Genomic DNA, 21,045 nt, shown 5'->3' on the forward strand with positions numbered 1-21,045 from the left:
CTCTTCAAGTCCGCTCGACTTGCATGTATTAGGCATGCCGCCAGCGTTCGTCCTGAGCCAGGATCAAACTCTCCAATAAAGTATTGAAAAGAGCGATTAGCTCATTTTGAATCTGACGAGATTAAAATCTCATTTGTGCTTCGAAATCATCCAGTCCGAAGACATGTACGGATTTCTTAGCGTCGATCTTGCAAGCAAGATCGTTACTCACTCGTTGTTCAGTTTTCAAAGATCAAACTTATTTCAGCGCCGACATCACTTCTCGTCAGCAACTTTTATATCTTATCACATCCGAACCAACTTCGCAAGCTCTTTTTTTAAGTTTCTTTCGAAGCTTATTTCATTTGCTTGCCGCACCGTGTTTCTCGTGTTTTCTTGGCCGGAATTAGAATATACCATGTACAGATCTGGAACGCAAGCTTTTTTTTGAAAAGATTTAAATATCCGTAACCTCCTTATACCGTACTAACTCATCCACCCTTTCAACGACTATTCACAATGCCCACCTCCATCTTTACCTATTACACAAAACTCATAAGCAAAACACAACAAAAGCCAGAACGCGCCCCCTCCTCCTAATGAAAAGGTAACCGCACTGGCTCATCATCAGATCACTTTCTTCTATAGTAAGAACTCCAACTAAATACAGATTACTCAAACTCAATGACCAAAGGATGCCAATTCAACTCACAATTCATATCCTCTACAGAATTCGTTTGCCAAGCAGAGAAGCGATCAGTTCCACACCGAGTCTTGCTGTATGTCTGTTCTGATCAAACAAGGGATTGACCTCTACCAGTTCCATTGATGTGATTTGATTCGTCGATGCAAGCAGCTCCAATGCAAAATGCGCTTCACGATAATTCAGCCCTCCTGGCACCGGTGTTCCTACCCCCGGAGCTTCACGAGGATCAAGGCAATCCATATCAAAGCTGATGTGGATTCCGTCCGTACCTTCACCTACTATAGAGAGTGCCTGTTTAATAACCTGCTCTATGCCCAAGCGGTCGATATCATGCATCGTATAGCTTTTGATGCCAAGTGTTCTAATCTGAAGCTTCTCATAGTCATCTAGATCACGCAAACCAATGTAAACGACCCTTGAAGGATCAATGAATGAACCAGCACCAGGAATTTGAGAAAAGTTAAACGCAGAATGCCCCATCGCTACCGCTAATCCCATGCCATGCATATTTCCTGATAAGCTATGCTCTTCAGTGTTGAGATCAGCATGTGCGTCGAACCAGATTACTCCCAACTTGGAGTAGTTCGCGCTTAACCCAGCTAAAGTACCTATAGCGATGCTATGATCACCACCGAGTACCAGAGGAAAAGCACCCGCAGTAACCGCATTAGAAACTTCACGACACGCTCTTTCACTCACCTGACGTACTTCCAATAGATGTTTCCCTCTGAATTGAACAGTGGAAGAAGCAGGCATACTCGTGCAATCCACTCCAACCTCTCGTTGAACAGTTAGACCTAGTCTCGCAATTTCTCTTCTCAACCCTGCAGTAATCAGTTCATCCGGCCCCAGCTCTGCCCCACCTCTTGCTCCAGCTAAACCGAAGGGAACTTTAATAATAGCAACTTGGCGGCTGTCTTCGTCAGACTTACGAGGTAACTCACTAAAAGCATGCGGCTTACTTGCAAAACTGTGCTCATCTTTTCCCATGCAAGTCATCTCCCTCAATACTTTGTATGAAGTAAGTCATTCATTACGTTATAGAACTAATCGCTTATCACCTTATGAATCTTCTCTAACGCCCAATCCATTTCATCCTTCGTAATCGTTAACGGTGGCGCAAAGCGTATTGTGGTCTCATGCGTCTCTTTGCACAACAGCCCTTCAGCCATTAATCGCTCACAAAAAGAACGTGCCGGCACATGTAGTTCAACACCAATAAACAACCCACGACCCCGAATCTCCTTGATAACCGAACTACGAATGCTCTGAAGCTGCTTCATAAAATAATGACCCGAACGATCTGATTGCTCAGCAAGCTTCTCATCCTCTAATACCTCCAAGGCCGCAATCGCAACCGCGCATGCTAATGGATTACCTCCAAACGTAGAACCATGTGATCCCGGCTCGAATAGATCCAATATGCTTGCATCTGCTGCAACAGCAGATATAGGCATCACTCCGCCACCTAAGGCTTTGCCCATAATCCATAGATCAGGCTCTGCTCCCTCCCAGTCGGAGGCAAACCGACGCCCCGTTCGACCGAATCCAGTCTGGATCTCATCAGCTATAGTTAGTACGTGTTGCTGCTTGCAGTAAGCAAATGCATCTGCAAGATACCCTTTTGGCGGAATAACAATTCCCGCTTCTCCTTGAATCGGCTCTACTAGAAATGCAGCTGTATTCGGAGTAATGGCCTGTTTCAATGCCTCAAGGTCACCATACGGAATAATGCGAAAGCCCGGAGTAAAGGGACCAAAATCTTTCTTGTATTCTGCGGAAGATGAGAATGAAGTCACGGTTAATGTTCTGCCATGAAAGTTACCTGCACACACAATGATCTCTGCCTGGTTTTCCGGCACTCCCTTGCTGCGATATGCCCATCTGCGAGCAGCCTTTACGGCAGTCTCTACAGCTTCAGCACCGGTATTCATCGCCAAAATCTTCGACTTGCCTGTGAACTGTGCAAGTTTCTGATAAAAATGAGAAGCAGTCGTGCTATGGAACGCACGCGATGTTAATGTCACTTGATCGGCTTGCTCCTTCAGTGCCTGTATAATGGTTGGATGCCTGTGCCCATGATTCATAGCCGAGTATGCACTCAACATATCCATGTAACGCCGACCTTCCGGATCTTCCACCCAGACCCCCTCAGCACGTTCTATCACAATCGGAAGAGGGTGATAATTCGGAGCTGCATAACGTTCCGACCATTCCATTAGCTGTTTAGAATCCGGCATAGATCTCAGCACTCCTTTAACATTATATTGTATACAAAATACAACATCAGTGTATGCTTTGCCCTAACTACCTACAACTTATCTTCACTTATTTCACAATAGTCTAGACTCGACAGATGCTTCTTTAATATATGATTATTTTATAGAAAAATTTACAATGTGAATTTGTATACAATATACAACATACAATATATGGTCTTTATTGTAAGTAATAGTATCAAACAATGCACTGGATAGCAACACAAGAAACACATTTATATGTCCCTTCTCCATAACATAACCCGGTTACAATTCCGTGCCATCATTATGCAAGTTAACGCTTACGTTTGCTTGCCCAACTCCCACCTCGGTGTTAAGATGATAAAAACTTGAAACACTTGAGCGGTGCACCAATCCGGGGTCATACCCCCACACACATCTAATCATCACTATATAGAAGGGAGGATTCGGTATGGAAGTACCTAAATACCGATCCTTGAAAGATCATGTTTACGATTATATCGCACAGAAAATTCAAGACGGAACACTACTCCCTAACCAAAAAATCAACGAGGCAGAGATCTGTAAAAAACTAGACATCAGTCGTACGCCTACGCGGGAGGCGCTGTTCCAACTCGCTTCAGACAATTTGCTGCAATATATCCCTCGTAGAGGTTTTATCGTCACTCCTTTTGATGCAGGCAAAAAGTTAGAATTTTCTCAAGCCATCGGGGCTCTCGAAGCACTTGCTGCAACTCTGGCTGTAGACCTCCTCAAAACCTCGGAGTTACTCGAGATGGAAACTCTTATTGCTCGAATGGACGAAGCGATTAACCAATTGGACCTGGCAGCCTATAACAAGGATCAATACCAGTTTCACAATTTATACATTCAGCGGTGTGGTAATGCTACAGTGATCGAAATGTTAAACACACTGAAGAATAGCTTCATCCGTCAATCCTATGTGAGCGATAATAAATCAAAGCTGTCTAGTGTGCTTCATGAAGTTAACGAAGAGCACCGGCAAATTCTCAGCGCTTTTCAAGCAAAGGATAAGCTTCAATTGGAAGCTCTACTCAAACATCACTGGCGAATCATCGACAATGATATGTTATAACCTGCAATCTCAGAGGATACAGTAATAGCGTCATTACAACCAGAGGGTAGCCCGTAACATACGGACTGCCCTCTTAATTTAGATACACCTCACAAACACCCTCTAGCAATAGCGAATTCTTTACCATCACTATATTCTCACTCATCCTTTAACGGCACCTTTGCCTCAATAACAGCATACCCCAAACGGCTGCCATACTTAGCGAGTAACCGATCATTCATTCCACCCATACGCTGCACTTGCTCATCCTCAAGCAATGTCATATCCATCTCCCGATAAGGATCATGATCCACACTCCATCTTCCCATCGAGCGTGAATGTTCATGCACTGTAATTGCTGTAAACCCACTTTGTCTCAGCCGTCTTTTCCACCTAGTTATGCTTGCCAGTGTCCTGATCCCATAGAATCGTTTCAACTTACGGCTCATGATCTCCGTCTTCCGCCCGGATAATATCATCTCTCGATCAATCAACAGACCACCCGGCTTCAAAACACGCTTATATTCAGACAGAGCAGCACGCCAGCGGGTAAATATCGTGACAGATTCCACAAACACCACATCGAACCGACCATCTGGAAAAGGTAAAGCCGTCGCATCGGCCTGGATAAAACGAATATCCAACCGTTCACGCCTAGCACGTCGCACAGCTTTCTCCAACATTCCGCGGTGAAGATCTACCGCAGTCACACGATAACCATGACGCGCTAAGTGGCATGCTGTCCTTCCCGTACCGCAACCCACTTCAAGTATCTGAATACGAGGTGGCAGAGATAAGGACTCCAGCAATTGCACCGTTGCTTCGAAACCACCCGGATGCGCACTGCCTTCCCCCAATCCAGCCAGTAAATCATGGTAGTCCATAACTCCAACTCCTTCCTACACCCTTCAGTGTATGGAGCAATTTCAAAAACGGCTCCTCCCTATGCTTTTTCCGGGTACTCGTCCATACCAAAACTCCTACCTTTTACTATGATATAGAAACCGTTGATTTCAGGCGGCAACCGCAACTACGAGGGGGATATGCATGTATAGAATTCATCCGGTATGTGAAGATACGGTGTCTCCGCACGTTGGACGCCCGGTTTGTCTTATTATGAAAGACGGGAAGCATATGTATGGCACACTTGGAAGATGTCGTGATGGCAAAATATATTTAGATGGCTGTTACGAGGGACCTCGACTCTCTTCTGTTCAAACCAAGCAACAGCAGCATAAAAAAGGTAAAAAGAATGCTGCCAAAACGGTTCAATCCTCAGCTTATGGTCCGTATGGTTATGGGCGCGGATATGGTCGTGGATACGGACGCGGGTTCGGTACAGGATTTGACATTGCACTCGTCTCTACACTCCTGTTACTGCCTTTCCTCTTCATCTAATCTTTAGAACGTGAACGAGTAGCTCATTCGTGTTAGTTATCGGTGAATAAAGCAATAAGCTTCTCGCAGTGCGAGAAGCTTATTTTTTAATATAAAATGCACTTTGTTATAACAACAAAAAAGGCATTCGCCAAAACGAATGCCAGGAACTTCATATTTAGTACCCATACCTTTAAACAACAGGTGTCTATTTAACTTAAAAAAAAACACCTCGTAAGAGGCGGGTAAGCTATGTTAAATCCGATTTCCTTTAGACATCGTTTTCAGGTTACTATTCGAATTCTCAAGCAATGGCAGCATCCTAGTCGTGCTAACCATCTCAGAAGCACATATCGGACAAGTAGGCACGCTATCAAACGCAAAATTGTCCCGCATCCATCCTTTGCACGTATCACTCGTACATTCCCAGATTGCCGCATCCGCTTGTGGAATCTCTTCCAACGGTTTTTTGCGATTATACATGACTTCTACCCCCTTTGTTATGGAAAAACATCTAACCGACGTTATTTCACAGAAACCTATCTTAGCGGAAGTTCGCACTCCACCAGACTCCTGCCTCGACAACTATTGGGCCAACTTTCATTATATAACAAAAAAAAGAAGCTGCCTTTACCATTATAACATGTTAAAGGCAGCTAGCTTTAATTACAGTTTTACAACTTCTTCTGCTTGAGGACCACGGTTTCCTTGTACAATTTTAAATTGCACGCGTTGACCTTCGTCCAGCGTTTTGAAGCCTTCGCCTGTAATAGCGCTGAAGTGTACGAATACATCTTCTCCGCCTTCAACTTCGATGAAACCGAAGCCTTTATCAGCGTTGAACCATTTTACTGTTCCGTTTTGCATGTGAATTACACCTCCAAATAAAGATTAACATGTTCCTTTGTTCTTTGCAGCAAGCAAATAAAAATTCACACATTGAAAAAGGTACCAGTCATAACCTATAAGTGATCGCCCTTTACAATATGTGAATTAGGTTTTCCACTTCTCTACAACATGTACTTATTATAACTCTGATTCTGCCAAAAAGCAAATCTTTGTATTTTCTTTTCAAACAGCTTTGGAAATACATGTTATTCCGCGCAGTACAACAGGGTTTTCAAGCCCCCCTGCTCCTGCACGGTCTTACCAAAGGATATGCAAAAGCTATCCAAATTATACCCTTTTTTATAAAAATTCCGAGCGCATGCAATTTTAGCGTTCCTGTATGGTTCTGTATTGCCTCATGAATGCTATGTCCAGGCCCACGTAAAGCTATCTCGATCCCAAGCAATCCGTCCACCGTGCAGCTTGCGGAACGCTTTTTTCACTTCTTTTGCTAAGGATGCATTCCCGCTCTCATTCACAAACACAAATTCTTCTCCAAAATTGGATTTCACATATGCTATAGCAGCTTCTTGACGAAGCGTGCCCGTGAATTTAATCTCCTGTACCATCCATTCTGCCACTTCCTGTGCAGTTTTCTCCATATTACACCCACAATCGTACATCGTACGGTTTAACTTACGTTTCAACACGCAACCTGTTTACCGTCTAATTAAGTATAACACGTTCCATAGGATTGACGGCAATCAGACTATCATGTCAATTTTTTTATCAATTAACGGGTTTAGAAGTATGACTTGATTCCATGTTATGTCGATGTGTTCGCAGACTATATGTTAACCAGATGCAGTAACCCACAAGTACAACTAATATAAAGATGTCATAAGGGAGCGTTCCTGTATCTTGTAAATCGTCTCCCAGAAATTGAATTAAATTATGTACAAAGTGAAATAAAACTAATGGCACAATATTTCCGTTCTTGAGCATTAACAGTGCCAAAACAGCCCCAATCAAAAGAGCGTAAACAAGCTGCAAAGCAATATCAGCTATATCTTGGCCGGATAGAGCATTCATAATATGCGTAATCGAAAAAAGGATACTGGAGGTTAGGACAGCAGCAACTGCACTCTTTCTTAGAAGGATATTAAATACCAATCCACGATAAATCGTTTCTTCAACAAAAGCGACTAGCAGGGTGAAGAAGATAAAAAAGATCACCTTGGATAGTGTAAGTTCTCCAAATCCCTTCAAAGCGATTGTACCCAATACAAGTAGTAGCGGAATATAATACTTTGCATGTTGCGCTGGAATGGTTCTTAAAGACCGGAATCCGATCTCACCCCACTTGCGCCGCAAGGTTAAATAGGTGATGAGTACAATTGCAATCGGTATAAATGACAGGAGCACAGGAGACGTGTAGTCCAGTTGCTTGATCGTTGCCACTGCACCTGCTGCAAACACAGCGAATAAGAGCAAAAGCTCAATGATGACTACAGCCAGGATTGGTCTCCTTTTTGAGAACGATTCTTTTCTAATTTGTGCGTGTGTCATCGGGTAGCACCAGCCTCTTTTCATTTTCTTTTGTCGATGTCACCAAAATTAGGATGACACTATAGTTGTACTACAATATGCAATATATTACAGTATCCTTTTTTGGATAAAACTATAAAAGTAACAAAAAAGAGACTTTCTTGAAGGGGTTTTCCCCTAAAATCAGGTATGGCTTATATCTAGTTCTGTACATTATAGTAATATGAAAATTTTACACCTTCATTCCTGCAGGGTAACAACCACGGAGCAACGTCTTATTATAGAGAGAATCCAAAGACCGTGCAGGACGCACATCAAAGATCAGGGGGAACTTATGAAAGCACTATTTCAACGCTGGGGACATCTGCTGGCTATACTATGTATACCGTTGCAAGGCTCCATTTATGTTTTTTTAGGTAGTAACACGGGTAGTGACGTCTTCTACAATTATGCTTGGATTGATACCCAAATTCCTTTTATCAAAGAATTTATCTACCCATATATCAGTTGGATGCCCATTCTGTATCTTGGATTTATCTATCTGGGACTGACCAACAAATCATTATTTTGGCGTACATTACTTACGTATAACGTAGGGGTCATCGCGGCCAACATCTGTTTTGCGGTGTTTCCGACACATGTACCACGGCCTGTTGTAGGTGGCACCGATTTGAGTAGCTGGCTGGTTCAGTTCATTTATACGAATGATGCACCGTTCAACTGTTTTCCAAGTATCCACTGTCTCACGAGCTACATGCTGTTTATTATCATCAACCGTCATTTGAACTTCAAACCGGTGCTACGAATCTCGTTATCCGTTTGGTTATGGTTGATCATCGCTTCCACTGTCTTTGTAAAACAGCATTCTCTGCTCGATGTTGCCGGTGGAATCCTGTTTGCTGAAGCAGCCTACTGGGCAGTTCATGCAGCACTCCTTCGTCGTAGCTCGGCTCACCAAAAAGAAAAACAAACGCTGGGTGCCACCAACACCAGCAGCAATGCTTAAATTAGTAATAACACACAGGTTGGTGCAATTCACCACCTGGTACATTAAAAGAGAGCCGAAGGCTCTCTTTTTTATTCGCTCATCCACTTGCGTATCTACACCTACATCTATCTCTAATCCCATACCTTTAGCCTTCATGTCTTTTTAATAGAAGAAAGAAGCAAAATTAACCCTTCAGACGAACGATTCCATAATACCCATTACTGCGGTTATCAGATTACAGGCGGACGCTCATGCAGAAAATCAGACGGCGGGCTTCCAATAATTCGTTTGAAGATTCGGTAAAAATAAGACAAGTCGCGATAACCGAGGAATTCAGCAACTTCTTGGATAGAGAGCTGTGACTCGGTAAGCAGGTATACGGCTCTCTTCATTCGTTGATCATGGACATATTGGCTAATAGTCTGGTTGGTCATACTTTTAAATAACGCTGCTGCATAGTTAGGGGTCTTACCAATCTCATCACCCAGCTCTTCCTTCGTTACCTTCTCTCTATAATGACGCTCAATATATCGTTTCATACGCTCCGCCTGCATATGACGCTCCGGTGGAATAATTCCTCGATCCATCTCACGATTCACGTAAATTAACACTTCCATCAATAAGGCTTGGCTCATCATGACATAATAAGAAGGGCGCTCCTGCCACTGCTGATGAATAGTCTTCATACGTTCATGGATCAGTTCGTAACATCCTGGCTTATGCCGCAAGACCTCTGCTCGGTCTAATGCTGACAGTGACTCAGGCGTTTGTCCTGTTAATTGCACAACAATCTGGGTATGTGTAACAGTAGGGATGCTTTTACCATAATAAGCAACACCACCAGGAATAATAAGTAGCTCGCCTTTCTCCATGATCAGTTTTTCACCGTTCACCCAATATACACATTTTCCATAAGTAACCAAGCTAAGACGCCACGTTTGCTGTGTTTGCACGGCTTCTTCGAACCATCCGACACCGTTAATGTGTCGTACTTCTAACGGAGTGACCATAATACACCTCATTATTGGACTATACTCCAATCATTGTACTATAGTTCATACCCTGATTCGACAGAAAACGCTACAATACACATATAAGCAAAATATGAGGAGGAAATAGCATGTTAAAAACAAAAATTATTTGTACTATGGGACCTGCTTGTGACTCAATCGAATTATTAAAGGTAATGATCCAGGAAGGTATGACGGTTGCCCGTTTGAATATGGCTCACGGCGAGCTGGAAGATCACGTTGGACGGATCAACAACATTCGTCAAGCAGCTTCTGAGTTGAACACATATGTACCAGTCATGATGGACATCAAAGGACCAGAAGTACGGATTGGTAAATTGAAAGAAGCATCTTGCCACCTTCAAGCAGGTAAAGAGCTCATCCTTACAACAGAAGAAATTCTCGGTGACGCAGAACGTATCTCCGTAAACTATCCAGAATTGAACCTGGTTGTGAAGCCTGGGGATCGCATTCTGATCGATGATGGTCTGGTTGATCTGACTGTATTGTCTGTCGAAGGTTCAGATATTCATTGTAAAATCATCAGCGGGGGCATTCTGAAGCCACGTAAAGGTGTTAACTTGCCAGGAATCAAAACGACACTCCCAGGTGTTACTGAGCGCGACGTGATGCACATTGGTTTCGGTATCGAGAACAACATCGAGATCATTGCAGCTTCATTTGTACGTAAAGGCGATGACATCCGTGAAATTCGCAGCATCTTGAAAGAGCGTGGTGCGGATCACGTACAGATCATCTCCAAAATCGAGAACCAAGAGGGTATGACCAACTTGGATGATATTATCGAAGCTTCTGACGGTATCATGGTTGCTCGTGGTGACCTTGGGGTAGAAGTACCAATTGAAGACGTACCAATGATGCAAAAAGAAATGATCGATAAATGTAACCGGGCAGGTAAACCGGTTATCGTTGCAACACACATGCTGGAGTCCATGCAAGTGAACCCACGTCCAACTCGTTCTGAAGTAAGTGACGTAGCTAATGCCGTACTTCAAGGCGCTGACGTTGTCATGTTGTCTGGTGAATCCGCTGCAGGTAAATATCCAGTACAATCCGTTCGTACGATGGCAGCAGTTGCGCGTCGTGCAGAAACGATGATTGATTACAAAGAACAATTTGCTCAAAAATCCGCACAGCAAGTTGCTGATATCACTGAGGTTATTAGTCAAGGAGCTGTAAGTTCTTCTCTCGTACTCAATGCCAAAGCGATCATCACTTCAACTGAAAGTGGCTTCACGGCGCGTATGATCTCCAAATATCGTCCGAAAGCTCCAATCATTGCGGTTACACAGCATGAAGAAGTGCTTGCGAAAATTTGCCTACTCTCAGGTGTTGTTCCAGTTATGGGAGATAAGGTTACTACAACGGATGAGATGTTCGAGTCCGCTACACGCAATGCGATCAAAACAGGTTATATCGAAAAAGGCGACATCATTGTATTGTCCGCTGGTGTACCGATCGGTCAATCCGGTAACACTAACCTGATCAAAGTTCAACAAGTATAAGTCCCTTTATATAAAGACTGACTTCAATATCGATGCATAATAAGCCGTTTCTCTATTACAGAGAAACGGCTTTTTTGAGGAATTTATCCGCTGCGAGCGGATGAGCTAACCCCCTCGTTCCTATTACAAATTACGTGAGAAATTCACTAAGTCCTGGGACATCGTGTTGATCTCATCCATGGACGCATTCACCTGTTGTGTGAGAGCAGCCTGATTCTGTGTCAGTGTAGACATGTTGCTGATATGTTCCAGAATCTGATCAATGAGTGTCTTCATTGCATGCATACTGTCTTCAATATTAACCGTTGCATCAGAGCTATGATCTGCTAGTTTACGCACTTCCCCCGCAACGACGCCGAATCCAAGTCCCAGCTCACCTGCACGCGCAGCTTCAATTGCTGCGTTCAATCCAAGCAGATTCGTCTGACTTGCAATTTCTCGGATAAATGTCGTAATATTCTTCGTTTCATCCGCACTAACCTTCACCTGCGTAGCAGCCTCAGCAGATAATTCCTGTGCTGTCACCAGCTCCTGCGCCTGATCCGTAATCGAGTTAATACCCCGCACCATCTCACTGATGGATTCAGACAACTGCTCTGTTTTCAGATTCATCGCTTCGACAACCTGGGCTTTGTTCTTCTCATGGGTCACATCACGTATCGTTCCAGCTACACGCAGTGGAACTCCATTATTGTCTCTAATCGTCTCACCACCCGCATGATACCAGCGATATTCACCATCCTTACGTTGTAAGCGATAGTCCAGATCATAAGGTGTACGTCCGCTATAGTCATTCATATGTTCAGCAAACGCATTAATGGTGCGATCATGATCTTCCGGATGAAGACGAGAGCTCCAACTATTGAATACATTGGGGAAATCATTCTCATCTTTGAATCCGAGTTCTCTTCGGAACTGAGGTGACCACCAAAATTCATTGTTCGGATTAACCACATCTCCAGCGACAACAGTCATATCCCAGGGTGCTTCGACCAACGCACGATTGACAAGGTCATAACGTGTTACGAGTGCTTCAAGTTCATCCGACTCCGTCTTCTGATCATGGATATCAAACATGATACCTAAGAGCTTGATTGGAACCCCCGCATTGTTTCGAATTACCTGGCCAAGACAACGGAACCACCGAACCTCGCCACTTTTTAATATCATTCGACTTATCACGTTGTACGGGGCAGCTTCCCTAGGGTTATTCACATTTTCCGTGATTGCTTGCACCAATTGTGGTCTGTCCTCCGGATTAACGGATTTCGCCCAGCTTGCAAATTCATTAGGGTAATCCTGTGCATTCGCATAACCAAGCATGCGTCGGAATTCATCGGAGAACGACACTTTATTATTGCGATCAAGCGCATCCCCAGCAACGATGTTAGACTCCCAGACCCCAATGTTCATCACTTGATTTAACATGGTCAGCCGTAACGTCAATGCTTCATTTTTTTGGTTCATTATATGTATAGCTTTATTCACATTGCTTACAATCTCAGCATATTCGCGTAAATCTGTCCCCACAGTGGAGAGTTCATTAACCTCATTGTTCTCTGCATCTACCACGAGTTTACGGCTATATTCCAGCAACTGTTGTAGCGAATCATTGGGCTTGTTCGTTTGGGTACGGTTAAACAGCATATTCATTTCTCCTCTTCAGTTATACACCTATATTTCGACATGATCTGACATGAGTTCAGATTACACCCCCTCCTGCGTAAATACAATAAAAATAAGCGCCACATCGGCGCTTATTGGTTTTTATTTTTTTGAATACAGGTCTTGCTATCTTTCATTCCTGATCATCTACCGATTACCAACCAAACTGAAGGGTCTTCCCTGTCTCTACCCAGCTCTTGATGCTGCTCAAAATCATCCACCAGCTCTGCTGTGCATTCGCGATTGACGGATGATTGTCCGTGAACTGATCATTAATTAAGGTCAGCTTGGTACATTCCCCTACGGTCTCTAGTTGGAAGGACACTCTGGATTGCAGCTCCTCATGATTCGCATGATAGGATGGGCCGGGGTGCTCCAGATAACTCAAGGTAGACAAGGGTTCGAACTCCACAATCTGTCCATACACATGAACGGTCTCTTCCCCATCGTTCCCTGGCCCAACATAAGCAAAAGGCTGACCAGGCTGAAAGTTCGAACGTAGCTCACTGCCAAAGAAGCTGCTACGTGTACCATCTGGAGAGATTAGGGCACTCCACACCTCTTCTAGTCCAGCATTGATATAAAACTCATACTTCAGCTCCACACAATCCACTCCCTTTATGTAATTGATGTACAAGCGAGTTACTTACATGACTATCCTATCGTTATACCCTAAAGGTGTATTGTAAAAACACGACAAGGCATATGTTAGTTTACCTCTAAGAGGTTATTCACAAAGCCAACTAATGCATCCGTTTTTCTTTCACTAAAAAAGTATCGTTATCCATATTCTTCTATGATATATTGAAATGCAGATGAATAGACAGATCCGTTCCTTATTTCAGATTTATGACACACTTTAATGCTACAATATGAACGACTACAGGTTTAACCTGTAGTCGTTTTTGGATACAGCAGAAAACTTCCACACTCTACATAAAGATTAGCTATACGACAACGATCTAGAATGACAAGAATGATAAAGGATGACAAGGAGGTTAACACGAGATGCAATCCGCGAATGATATGAAGAGAGCTAACATGGGTATACTGAAATTTGATCAGATGGACACCACATATCAGTTGAAGCGTTATGCTCCTTCTGAAGCATTAAGCACCTGGGTGAGGCACTTCTGGATTGCGTCCTGGGATCTTACTGGGAAGCAACCTTATCCGCAGCATATCGTTCCTAATCCTTGTGTGAATCTCATTGTCGAGCACGGAAATACTTTTTTCTATGGCCCTTCTAAACGAAAATTCACTTACAAAATTAAGGATAAAGGAAGTGTTTTTGGCGTAAAATTCAAGCCTGGCGGTTGTTATCCTTATCTCCGTACACCTATATCTTCACTACATGGCAATCCTTTGCATGTTGAGCCAATCCTTCATGTTACCTCAGACGAACTTGAAGATAATCTGCTTGGAATGAAGAACGATTCGGAAAAAGTCAGTTATATGGATCAACTTCTATTTAAACATATGCCGGCCAAGGATGATAAGGCTCAATTCGTTGGCGAGATTGTTTCGCAGATTGAACTAAACCGCGATATGCTGAGGGTGGACGACCTGGCTGCCTGTTTTAACATACATACCAGACAACTTCAGCGGCTGTTTAATCAGTATGTAGGGATAAGCCCCAAAACAGTAATTAAGTTATATCGTCTGCAAAATGCGGCTGAATCCATCGAACAAGGCTCTCACTACGATTTAGTCCAACTCTCTCAGGATCTTGGATATCATGATCAATCGCATTTTATTAAAGACTTCAAGTCGATCATAGGCAGCACACCCGAAGATTACGTAAATAACCATTCAAAACATTGATTCTACGCTCGACTGACGAATCTTATATCTAACGAATGATGAAGAATAGTATGTGTACACACAATTAAATTGCACAAAATTATATTTATACTTCCAGTTTATAAGAGAAAGCTTTATACTGGTATACAAGTAATCAAATACATATGAGAAAGCAAGGTGTTTTTTCGTGATCAGTACGATTTTTGTAGCTCTTGTTGCTATTGAACATTTGTATATCCTCGTGATGGAGATGTTTATGTGGACCAGCCCGCGTACAATGAAAACATTTGGTACCACGCCTGAATTTGCTAAGTCCACCAAGTCTCTTGCAGCTAATCAAGGTCTGTATAACGGATTCCTCGCTGCGGGTCTGATCTGGGGACTACTGTATCCGGACTCAGCTGTTGGACAGCACATTCAAATTTTCTTCCTAGCCTGCGTAGTCATTGCGGCTATTTATGGAGGAGCAACTTCCTCCCGCTCGATCATCGTTAAACAAGGTTTGCCTGCCATTATTGCATTGCTTCTCGTCCTGTTCCTCTAATCACATGCATTATCATGACATCTCGGATTATTACATTCTCCCCATATGTTATGGTAAGGTAGTGACATAGAGCTTATGTCAATTACTGTGATTGGTTGAAAGGAGAACGTCTTATGGGATTGTTTGATAAACTTCGACGTCGTAAAAAGGAAACTGTGCAGGTAGATGAGGTTTCAACGTCCACTCCGCAATATGAAACCATCGTTGGATTCGTTCTGTTAGAACGTGAGGAATGTGATTTGAATGTCTTCATTCATAAGATGAAACAGGAATGGGACATAGACATTGAGGAACAACCGGAAGAAAGCAATTTATTTTTCGAAGTGAACGGTATGCAAGTGGTATGCGCTCATATAGCGGCTCCTGTGCCTGATCGCGAAGTCGAGGAGAATGCCAAACTTAATATACTGTGGCGGGAAGCGGAGCAGGTGACTTCCCGACATCAATCGCAAATTATAGTTTCTGTTCTGAATGCAACCGATGCGATTCAAGGACATATTCTATTCACCAAGACAGCTAGCGCCCTGTTACAGATGGATCATACACTCGCCATATATCTAGCGCCACTTGTTGTGGAAGCAAGTCAATACGTAGAAGTCAGTCGGTGGCTGAAGGAGGACGAGCTCCCCGTATCGCTGTGGGTGTACATTGGTTTATTCCAAGATGCTCAAGGTGCTTCGGCTTATACATACGGTTTAAGTAGGTTTGGGAAAGACGAGATGGAAATCACCCAATCTGCTGAAGCGTTAAGTGATGTGTATGAGATGATGTTTATGACTACAACTTATGTCATCGAGAATGATGTCACGTTGCACGACGGGGAGACTCTTGGGTTTACCGCAGAACAGAAGCTGCCAATCACTCGTTCGCAGGGAATAGCTACAGAAGGTCATAGTCTCAAAATAGGTTATTAGTCTGTTACTAGCGATAGATAATGCAATACCATATGTTACATCCCCATAAAGCTGCCTTTATCGTTTATAGATATGGCAGTTTTTTTGGTTTTTAATTTCGCTTGTTGGCTTATTGCTGCACGTCCTCAGATTAACCCACGCATACGACTAAATAGTCCATAAGTATTACACAGAGCCAATTACAGTTTTCATTTATGCTAAAAATAGGTATAATTATTAGGTAAATAGACTCACATTTACATACATTTCATGACTGAGGAGTTGCCTAAATGTCCGTTAGACTTTTAGATTCAGACACATCCATTTTGGAGATTATTTGGGATGGAATTGTAACGCCAGAACAAGTGGAACAGGCGAACATACAAATTCAACAACTGAGTAAGTCACTAGGGGATTCATTCGATGTGTTGGTTGATATGCGTAATATGAAAGCATTCCCCCAAGATACCAAAGAGAAAATTGTAGAGCATCAGAAAATGCTTACGCAAATGGGCATGAAACGCGCCAGTGTGGCCGTTGGTGGAGCCATTGCCAAAATGCAGTTGAATCGAATTTCCAAAGATTCCAATCATCAAACCGAGTTTCAATGGGAAACGTATGATGAAGCATTGGCCTTTTTGCTAAAATAATCAATCGACGCTTTCGACCTATCGTTCACGAGCATTCCAATCTAAACTGCACATAAAAAGGCACTTCCTGATGGAAGTGCCTTTTCTGCTCTGTTCTGTTCTGCCCTGAATTCCACTGTTCTCTTTTCGACCGTAGGTACAACCTGATCTTCCAGTGAAAATCCAAGATTTATTTCATTTGGAATTCTAAATTTGGATCTACGCTCTCTTACTGTATAGCGCATACCATCGTGACCGATGTATCACACATGCCTACTTCAATAAATCCAAATCGACGATACAATCGAATCGCTTCGTTATCTGGATCAACACTAAGTGACACGGCAGCAATATCCCTTTGCTTCGCTTCTTCCAATGCAGCTTGAATTAAGCGTGTACCCACGCCCTGTCCGCGTACTTCTTCAATGATCGCCATTCCCATCTCTGGTGTCTCCGCATTGACGTAGCCGAATCCTGCATTGTGTTCATCGAAGAACCTTAGTGTAATTGAGCCTAATCTTCTGTCCTGCCCCTCTTGAGTAGCCACAGCCACAAATCCAAAGTCGCCTTCTCTTCCCCATCCATCTACGTATTTAGATAAACCAGGGCTATGGATAACATCCCGTTCAAATGCCTCGTCTCCCTCTCTGGTATACAAGGATGCATATAACATTTCCCACAAAAATGGAACATCTCGCTCATCAATGGGTCGAACGACAATATCAGTCATGCAGCCTCCTCCTTTAACTTATTAAAAATACGTTCAAGTTCATTAAAGTTGAATTCATTGTTGGTGATTTCAAAATCCCCAAAGGCATCCCTTGTTGCGGCACCATTATAAGTAGATATCGTATTTTCACTATAGACCCAAACCCCGAAATGTTCTGTAAATCGTCCCTCCTTATTAATTACAATACGTATTTCGTAATAATGGGGTAGATCATTGAAAGGGTTCGCCTCTTGCACTTTTTTGAGTTCAACATCTTTGAATAGCTTCAAAACATTCTGGATTCCCTTTTGATCTCTAAATTGGACTTCTTCTGCCTCAGCGGACGAGATTCTTGTAATCTTACGTATCTGCAATAGCTCAATCTTATCAAGCATGGTCATATGATCGGTTACCTCTGAGCGAAACGTAGTATGCTGACTCTTCACATATAACGGGATTGCAACAGCGGCAACTACAATGACCGTAACTATAGCTAGAATATACTTCGTTCTATTTTTCATATGACAGCGATACACCCTTCTCATAAAAATTCAATAAAGTTCTATAGCGTGGATGCTCAGAGCTTTACCCAACCTGATCCACTGAAATATCTACGATATCCCTTTTCTGATCCGTCCACTGATTCCATTGGAAACCAAAGCTGTTGCCGAAGCTCCTCATCTGATAACGCGCCTAATTCATAATTATGCTGACCTTCACTGCTCAACCAATCGGCGGAAGCACTAAAATTGACCTGTACGCGGGATTTATCATGCTTAGTCACGATCACATAATTCTTCACAAGTTTAGTCGAATCGGCATCCTCTGGGGTCAAATAACTTGTATTTTCATATACCTGCCGAAACTCCCTATGTATCTCAGATCCATCCCGAACTTCTTCAATTTCTGCAAGGAACCCGGTTTGCACATCGACACCAGCTCCTAGATCGACAAGTGCGGTATATTCTGCATGATAGATATTGGAGGAGTAAGATCCAGTTGGCACCTTAAGCTGAGAAAAATCCTCGCCTGTAAGCTCCAGATATCTAGAATGGAATTGTTCAGAGGACAAGTTAGTCATCTCCCAATGGAAGGCTACATCACTAAGAGAATCCATTACAATCTCAACCTCAGCAGTAGGAGGTGTGTGGTCTTCTAATTCTTGTTCTTGCGAGAGATTAAGCAGAATCAAGAGCGCAACAAAGCAAGCAGATAAGATGTATCCCCACTTTTTAATGATACTCACTCCCCTTTTTCACCTAACCTCTTAGACTTTTAAACTCCTAGAACAAGTCCCTACTTTTTCCCTATCTATGTAAATAACGTTGATTCTACATGAAAGTTATTCATTAATTTCAATTGAAATCGTATTCAGAAATATTATCTCTAAAATTTTAAATTTATATGACGATATACTTCATAAGCTTTTAACCATGCTAACACATTTATGACATCTAGGGGGAGAAGTAACGTATGAAATTAAAACTTAAATTGATGTTGGCCTTCCTGATCACCGTCCTTGTTACAGCAGGTGCACTCGCACCACTAGGTCTGTATCAGTCAGGCAAACAAGCCACTCAAAGTGTGAACAACAAACTAGACGGATTGGTATCTGCTGCAACATTTCAGTTGGACGGTTGGTTACATGGCAATGAGAAATTAGTAGAAACGGTGGGGCTTGTGTTCCAGGAAGCTGTGCCAGCTTCTGATGTGAATGAAGACTATCTGTCCATCATGTACCAAGGCACCAACCAGAACAATATAGAGGATTTATATTACGGTAACGAGGATGGTCAGTTTATAAATGGTTCCGATTTCGTCCAAGCAGCAGATTATGATCCCAGAGAACGTTCCTGGTACAAAGAAGCTGTAGCAGCCGACAAACTGATCTTTACCGATCCATACATCGATAACAAATCTAAACAATTCACGGTGTCCATCGCCATGCCTGTAAAAACAGAGAATGGTGCGCTACAAGGAGTTGTAGCTTCTGATATTTTGCTCTCCAAATTAACCGATACGGTTAATCAGATTGATCTGGGTGGGTTAGGGTACACCTTCATGCTTGATAAAAATGGCGTCATCCTAGCTCATCCCAAAGCTGAGCTTGCAAGCACCTCTGCCGCCGACAATGCTGAATTGGGGCCTCTACTGCCAGAGATGTTAGCTAATCCATCAGGACAGGAGTCCTTCCAATATAACGGGGATAACCTGCTTTTATACTTCAAACAGATTCCAAGTACCGGCTGGATTGTCGGTTCAGTCATTTCTGAAAAACTCGCTTATGCTGAATATTATCAATTACGCGACCAATACATTCTCATTATCACAGTTACGCTCGTCGTTGTTTTGGCAGCAGCATATGGTGTTGCCGCTCGTTTAATCAAGCCTTTGAAACGACTCCAGCTCATGTCAGCTCAAATGTCTGAAGGTGATTTCACAGGACGTGTTCCTTCCAAAGGAAAAGATGAATTTGCCGAGCTTGGAGTGGCTTTCAATTCAATGTCTGATCAGCTCAGTCAGTTGTTACAACAGGTACAGCAGTCTGCAGATCGGGTTCAGGACATTTCACATGATATGGAGAATCATACCGGGAATACCCAGCGCATCGCCGAACAGATCTCCATCGCTACAGACGAGCTCGCTCAAGGGTCAAGCAGCCAGGCAGAGTCTGTCTATGAAGGCTCTAACCGACTAACCGAAATGAGCCACACCGTCAACGACATTAATGGCAGTATCGAGCAATCGGTAGCTATGATGCAGGAGGCAACAGACGCCATGCACGCAGGATTACAAGCCGTAGACCATCAAGTGCATCTCGCAGAAGATAACCGTAAATCTATTCAACAGGTCGGAGAATCCATTCACTTATTGGCGGATAAATCTCGCAAAATTGAAGATATCGCCAGCATGATCCGTGATATTTCGGCTCAGACGAACTTGCTCGCCCTGAATGCCTCCATCGAAGCTGCTCGTGCGGGAGAGCAAGGACGTGGGTTTGCCGTAGTTGCGGGTGAAGTACGCAAACTAGCTGAGCAATCTTCCCAGTCTGTAGATTCCATTATTGTGCTGCTGAGTGAAATTCAGGCTGCGAGCAGTCAAAGCGTCGATGAAGTAACGTCTGCCGAGCAAGTCACCCAACAACAAGTTGCTTCCGTTCATGACATGCGGGATGTATTTGCACGAATTAAACAATCGGTCGATGGCATTGACCATCAGGTGAGACAGGTTTCTACAGCGACCTCTGAACTCGACAGTAATGCAGGGAAAATTGCCGAGGTGATCTCTAGTGTTGCCGCGATGTCCGAACAGAGTGCTGCTTCCACAGAAGAAGTCGCTTCTTCCACTCAAGAGCAGTTCAATTACATTACAACCATTTCAGAACGCTCTAGAGAATTAACGAATCACGCCAACACGTTATTTAACGAAGTTAAGAAATTTAAAATTTAATATTCCTCCATACTAAATATCTGCTTCATTTTGACGATATATTATCTAAGTTGTAAGTCTTAAAGTTTCATTCAA

At 43.1% G+C, this 21,045-nt stretch carries 22 protein-coding genes and 1 rRNA gene; 9 read left to right on the top strand and 14 right to left on the bottom strand.

All coding sequences use genetic code 11. From position 1 onward, the window contains the following. The 3 genes from M3636_RS28665 to M3636_RS28675 form a co-directional block, all read right to left on the bottom strand. A 16S ribosomal RNA gene (locus M3636_RS28665) occupies window positions 1–79 on the bottom strand; the annotation flags it as partial. 624 nt (window positions 80–703) lie between these two features. After that, window positions 704–1,675, bottom strand: a complete 972-nt coding sequence (gene rocF / locus M3636_RS28670) for an arginase (RefSeq protein ID WP_251384704.1) — start codon at window positions 1,673–1,675, stop codon at window positions 704–706. 56 nt (window positions 1,676–1,731) lie between these two features. Then, a complete protein-coding gene (locus tag M3636_RS28675) occupies window positions 1,732–2,925 on the bottom strand; it encodes an ornithine--oxo-acid transaminase (protein ID WP_251384705.1) in 1,194 nt (397 codons plus the stop codon). 451 nt (window positions 2,926–3,376) lie between these two features. On the opposite strand from M3636_RS28675, the gene M3636_RS28680 reads away from it, so the two are divergent. Continuing rightward, entirely contained in the window at window positions 3,377–4,021 is a 645-nt protein-coding gene (locus tag M3636_RS28680; protein ID WP_145411142.1) for a GntR family transcriptional regulator, read from the top strand. Window positions 4,022–4,158: 137 nt separating this feature from the next. Here the strand turns inward: M3636_RS28680 and M3636_RS28685 are convergent, their stop codons facing one another. Then, window positions 4,159–4,884: a class I SAM-dependent methyltransferase gene (locus M3636_RS28685; RefSeq protein ID WP_251384706.1), complete on the bottom strand. Its 726-nt coding sequence runs from the start codon at window positions 4,882–4,884 to the stop codon at window positions 4,159–4,161. A 163-nt stretch (window positions 4,885–5,047) separates the two neighbouring features. Between M3636_RS28685 and M3636_RS28690 the strand changes: the two genes are divergently transcribed. Next, window positions 5,048–5,398: a hypothetical protein gene (locus M3636_RS28690; RefSeq protein ID WP_128099939.1), complete on the top strand. Its 351-nt coding sequence runs from the start codon at window positions 5,048–5,050 to the stop codon at window positions 5,396–5,398. A gap of 234 nt (window positions 5,399–5,632) precedes the next feature. On the opposite strand, the gene M3636_RS28695 is transcribed toward M3636_RS28690, so the two are convergent. The 4 genes from M3636_RS28695 to M3636_RS28710 all read right to left on the bottom strand — a co-directional run bounded on the left by M3636_RS28695 (window position 5,633) and on the right by M3636_RS28710 (window position 7,774). After that, a complete protein-coding gene (locus M3636_RS28695; protein WP_056697134.1) occupies window positions 5,633–5,860 on the bottom strand; it encodes a cold-shock protein in 228 nt (75 codons plus the stop codon). A gap of 183 nt (window positions 5,861–6,043) precedes the next feature. Continuing rightward, window positions 6,044–6,244, bottom strand: coding sequence for a cold-shock protein (locus M3636_RS28700; protein ID WP_024633772.1), 201 nt, complete (start codon window positions 6,242–6,244; stop codon window positions 6,044–6,046). A 386-nt stretch (window positions 6,245–6,630) separates the two neighbouring features. Beyond that, window positions 6,631–6,867 carry a DUF6953 family protein gene (locus M3636_RS28705; protein ID WP_145411145.1) on the bottom strand — a complete coding sequence of 79 codons (237 nt, stop codon included), beginning with the start codon at window positions 6,865–6,867 and terminating at the stop codon, window positions 6,631–6,633. A gap of 127 nt (window positions 6,868–6,994) precedes the next feature. Continuing rightward, a complete protein-coding gene (locus M3636_RS28710; RefSeq protein ID WP_251384707.1) occupies window positions 6,995–7,774 on the bottom strand; it encodes a CPBP family intramembrane glutamic endopeptidase in 780 nt (259 codons plus the stop codon). Window positions 7,775–8,087: 313 nt separating this feature from the next. Between M3636_RS28710 and M3636_RS28715 the strand changes: the two genes are divergently transcribed. Then, complete coding sequence (locus M3636_RS28715) at window positions 8,088–8,759, top strand: phosphatase PAP2 family protein (protein ID WP_128099936.1); 672 nt, start codon at window positions 8,088–8,090, stop codon at window positions 8,757–8,759. Between the two features lie 212 nt (window positions 8,760–8,971). On the opposite strand, the gene M3636_RS28720 is transcribed toward M3636_RS28715, so the two are convergent. Beyond that, a complete protein-coding gene (locus M3636_RS28720; protein ID WP_128099935.1) occupies window positions 8,972–9,751 on the bottom strand; it encodes a helix-turn-helix transcriptional regulator in 780 nt (259 codons plus the stop codon). A 110-nt stretch (window positions 9,752–9,861) separates the two neighbouring features. On the opposite strand from M3636_RS28720, the gene pyk reads away from it, so the two are divergent. Continuing rightward, window positions 9,862–11,277 (top strand): pyruvate kinase, encoded by a 1,416-nt coding sequence (gene pyk / locus M3636_RS28725; RefSeq protein ID WP_128099934.1) that lies wholly within the window; start codon window positions 9,862–9,864, stop codon window positions 11,275–11,277. Between the two features lie 123 nt (window positions 11,278–11,400). Here the strand turns inward: pyk and M3636_RS28730 are convergent, their stop codons facing one another. Together M3636_RS28730 and M3636_RS28735 are read right to left on the bottom strand one after the other, a co-directional pair. Continuing rightward, window positions 11,401–12,924: a methyl-accepting chemotaxis protein gene (locus M3636_RS28730; protein ID WP_251384708.1), complete on the bottom strand. Its 1,524-nt coding sequence runs from the start codon at window positions 12,922–12,924 to the stop codon at window positions 11,401–11,403. 172 nt (window positions 12,925–13,096) lie between these two features. Beyond that, entirely contained in the window at window positions 13,097–13,546 is a 450-nt protein-coding gene (locus M3636_RS28735; protein WP_145411150.1) for an SRPBCC family protein, read from the bottom strand. A gap of 404 nt (window positions 13,547–13,950) precedes the next feature. Between M3636_RS28735 and M3636_RS28740 the strand changes: the two genes are divergently transcribed. The 4 genes from M3636_RS28740 (at window position 13,951) to M3636_RS28755 (ending at window position 16,832) form a co-directional block, all read left to right on the top strand. Next, window positions 13,951–14,766, top strand: a complete 816-nt coding sequence (locus M3636_RS28740; protein WP_251384709.1) for an AraC family transcriptional regulator — start codon at window positions 13,951–13,953, stop codon at window positions 14,764–14,766. Between the two features lie 166 nt (window positions 14,767–14,932). Then, complete coding sequence (locus tag M3636_RS28745; RefSeq protein WP_353056326.1) at window positions 14,933–15,289, top strand: DUF1304 domain-containing protein; 357 nt, start codon at window positions 14,933–14,935, stop codon at window positions 15,287–15,289. 113 nt (window positions 15,290–15,402) lie between these two features. After that, window positions 15,403–16,203: a DUF4261 domain-containing protein gene (locus M3636_RS28750; RefSeq protein ID WP_128099929.1), complete on the top strand. Its 801-nt coding sequence runs from the start codon at window positions 15,403–15,405 to the stop codon at window positions 16,201–16,203. 269 nt (window positions 16,204–16,472) lie between these two features. Beyond that, entirely contained in the window at window positions 16,473–16,832 is a 360-nt protein-coding gene (locus M3636_RS28755) for a hypothetical protein (RefSeq protein WP_145411153.1), read from the top strand. A 208-nt stretch (window positions 16,833–17,040) separates the two neighbouring features. On the opposite strand, the gene M3636_RS28760 is transcribed toward M3636_RS28755, so the two are convergent. From M3636_RS28760 to M3636_RS28770, 3 genes are read right to left on the bottom strand one after another with little or no spacing between them, the layout of a single operon-like run. Continuing rightward, window positions 17,041–17,541 carry a GNAT family N-acetyltransferase gene (locus M3636_RS28760; RefSeq protein WP_251384710.1) on the bottom strand — a complete coding sequence of 167 codons (501 nt, stop codon included), beginning with the start codon at window positions 17,539–17,541 and terminating at the stop codon, window positions 17,041–17,043. Next, window positions 17,538–18,041, bottom strand: coding sequence for a hypothetical protein (locus tag M3636_RS28765; protein ID WP_251384711.1), 504 nt, complete (start codon window positions 18,039–18,041; stop codon window positions 17,538–17,540). The genes M3636_RS28760 and M3636_RS28765 overlap by 4 nt, the downstream gene beginning before the upstream one ends. Before the next feature lie 56 nt (window positions 18,042–18,097). After that, the gene (locus M3636_RS28770; RefSeq protein WP_251384712.1) at window positions 18,098–18,766 is read right to left on the bottom strand and encodes a hypothetical protein; all 669 of its coding nucleotides are present in this window, start codon (window positions 18,764–18,766) and stop codon (window positions 18,098–18,100) included. Window positions 18,767–18,993: 227 nt separating this feature from the next. On the opposite strand from M3636_RS28770, the gene M3636_RS28775 reads away from it, so the two are divergent. Continuing rightward, complete coding sequence (locus M3636_RS28775; RefSeq protein ID WP_251384713.1) at window positions 18,994–20,970, top strand: methyl-accepting chemotaxis protein; 1,977 nt, start codon at window positions 18,994–18,996, stop codon at window positions 20,968–20,970. Window positions 20,971–21,045 lie beyond the last annotated feature (75 nt).

Origin of the sequence: Paenibacillus sp. MER 99-2 (assembly GCF_023714095.1) — a bacterium.
GTDB lineage: Bacteria > Bacillota > Bacilli > Paenibacillales > Paenibacillaceae > Paenibacillus.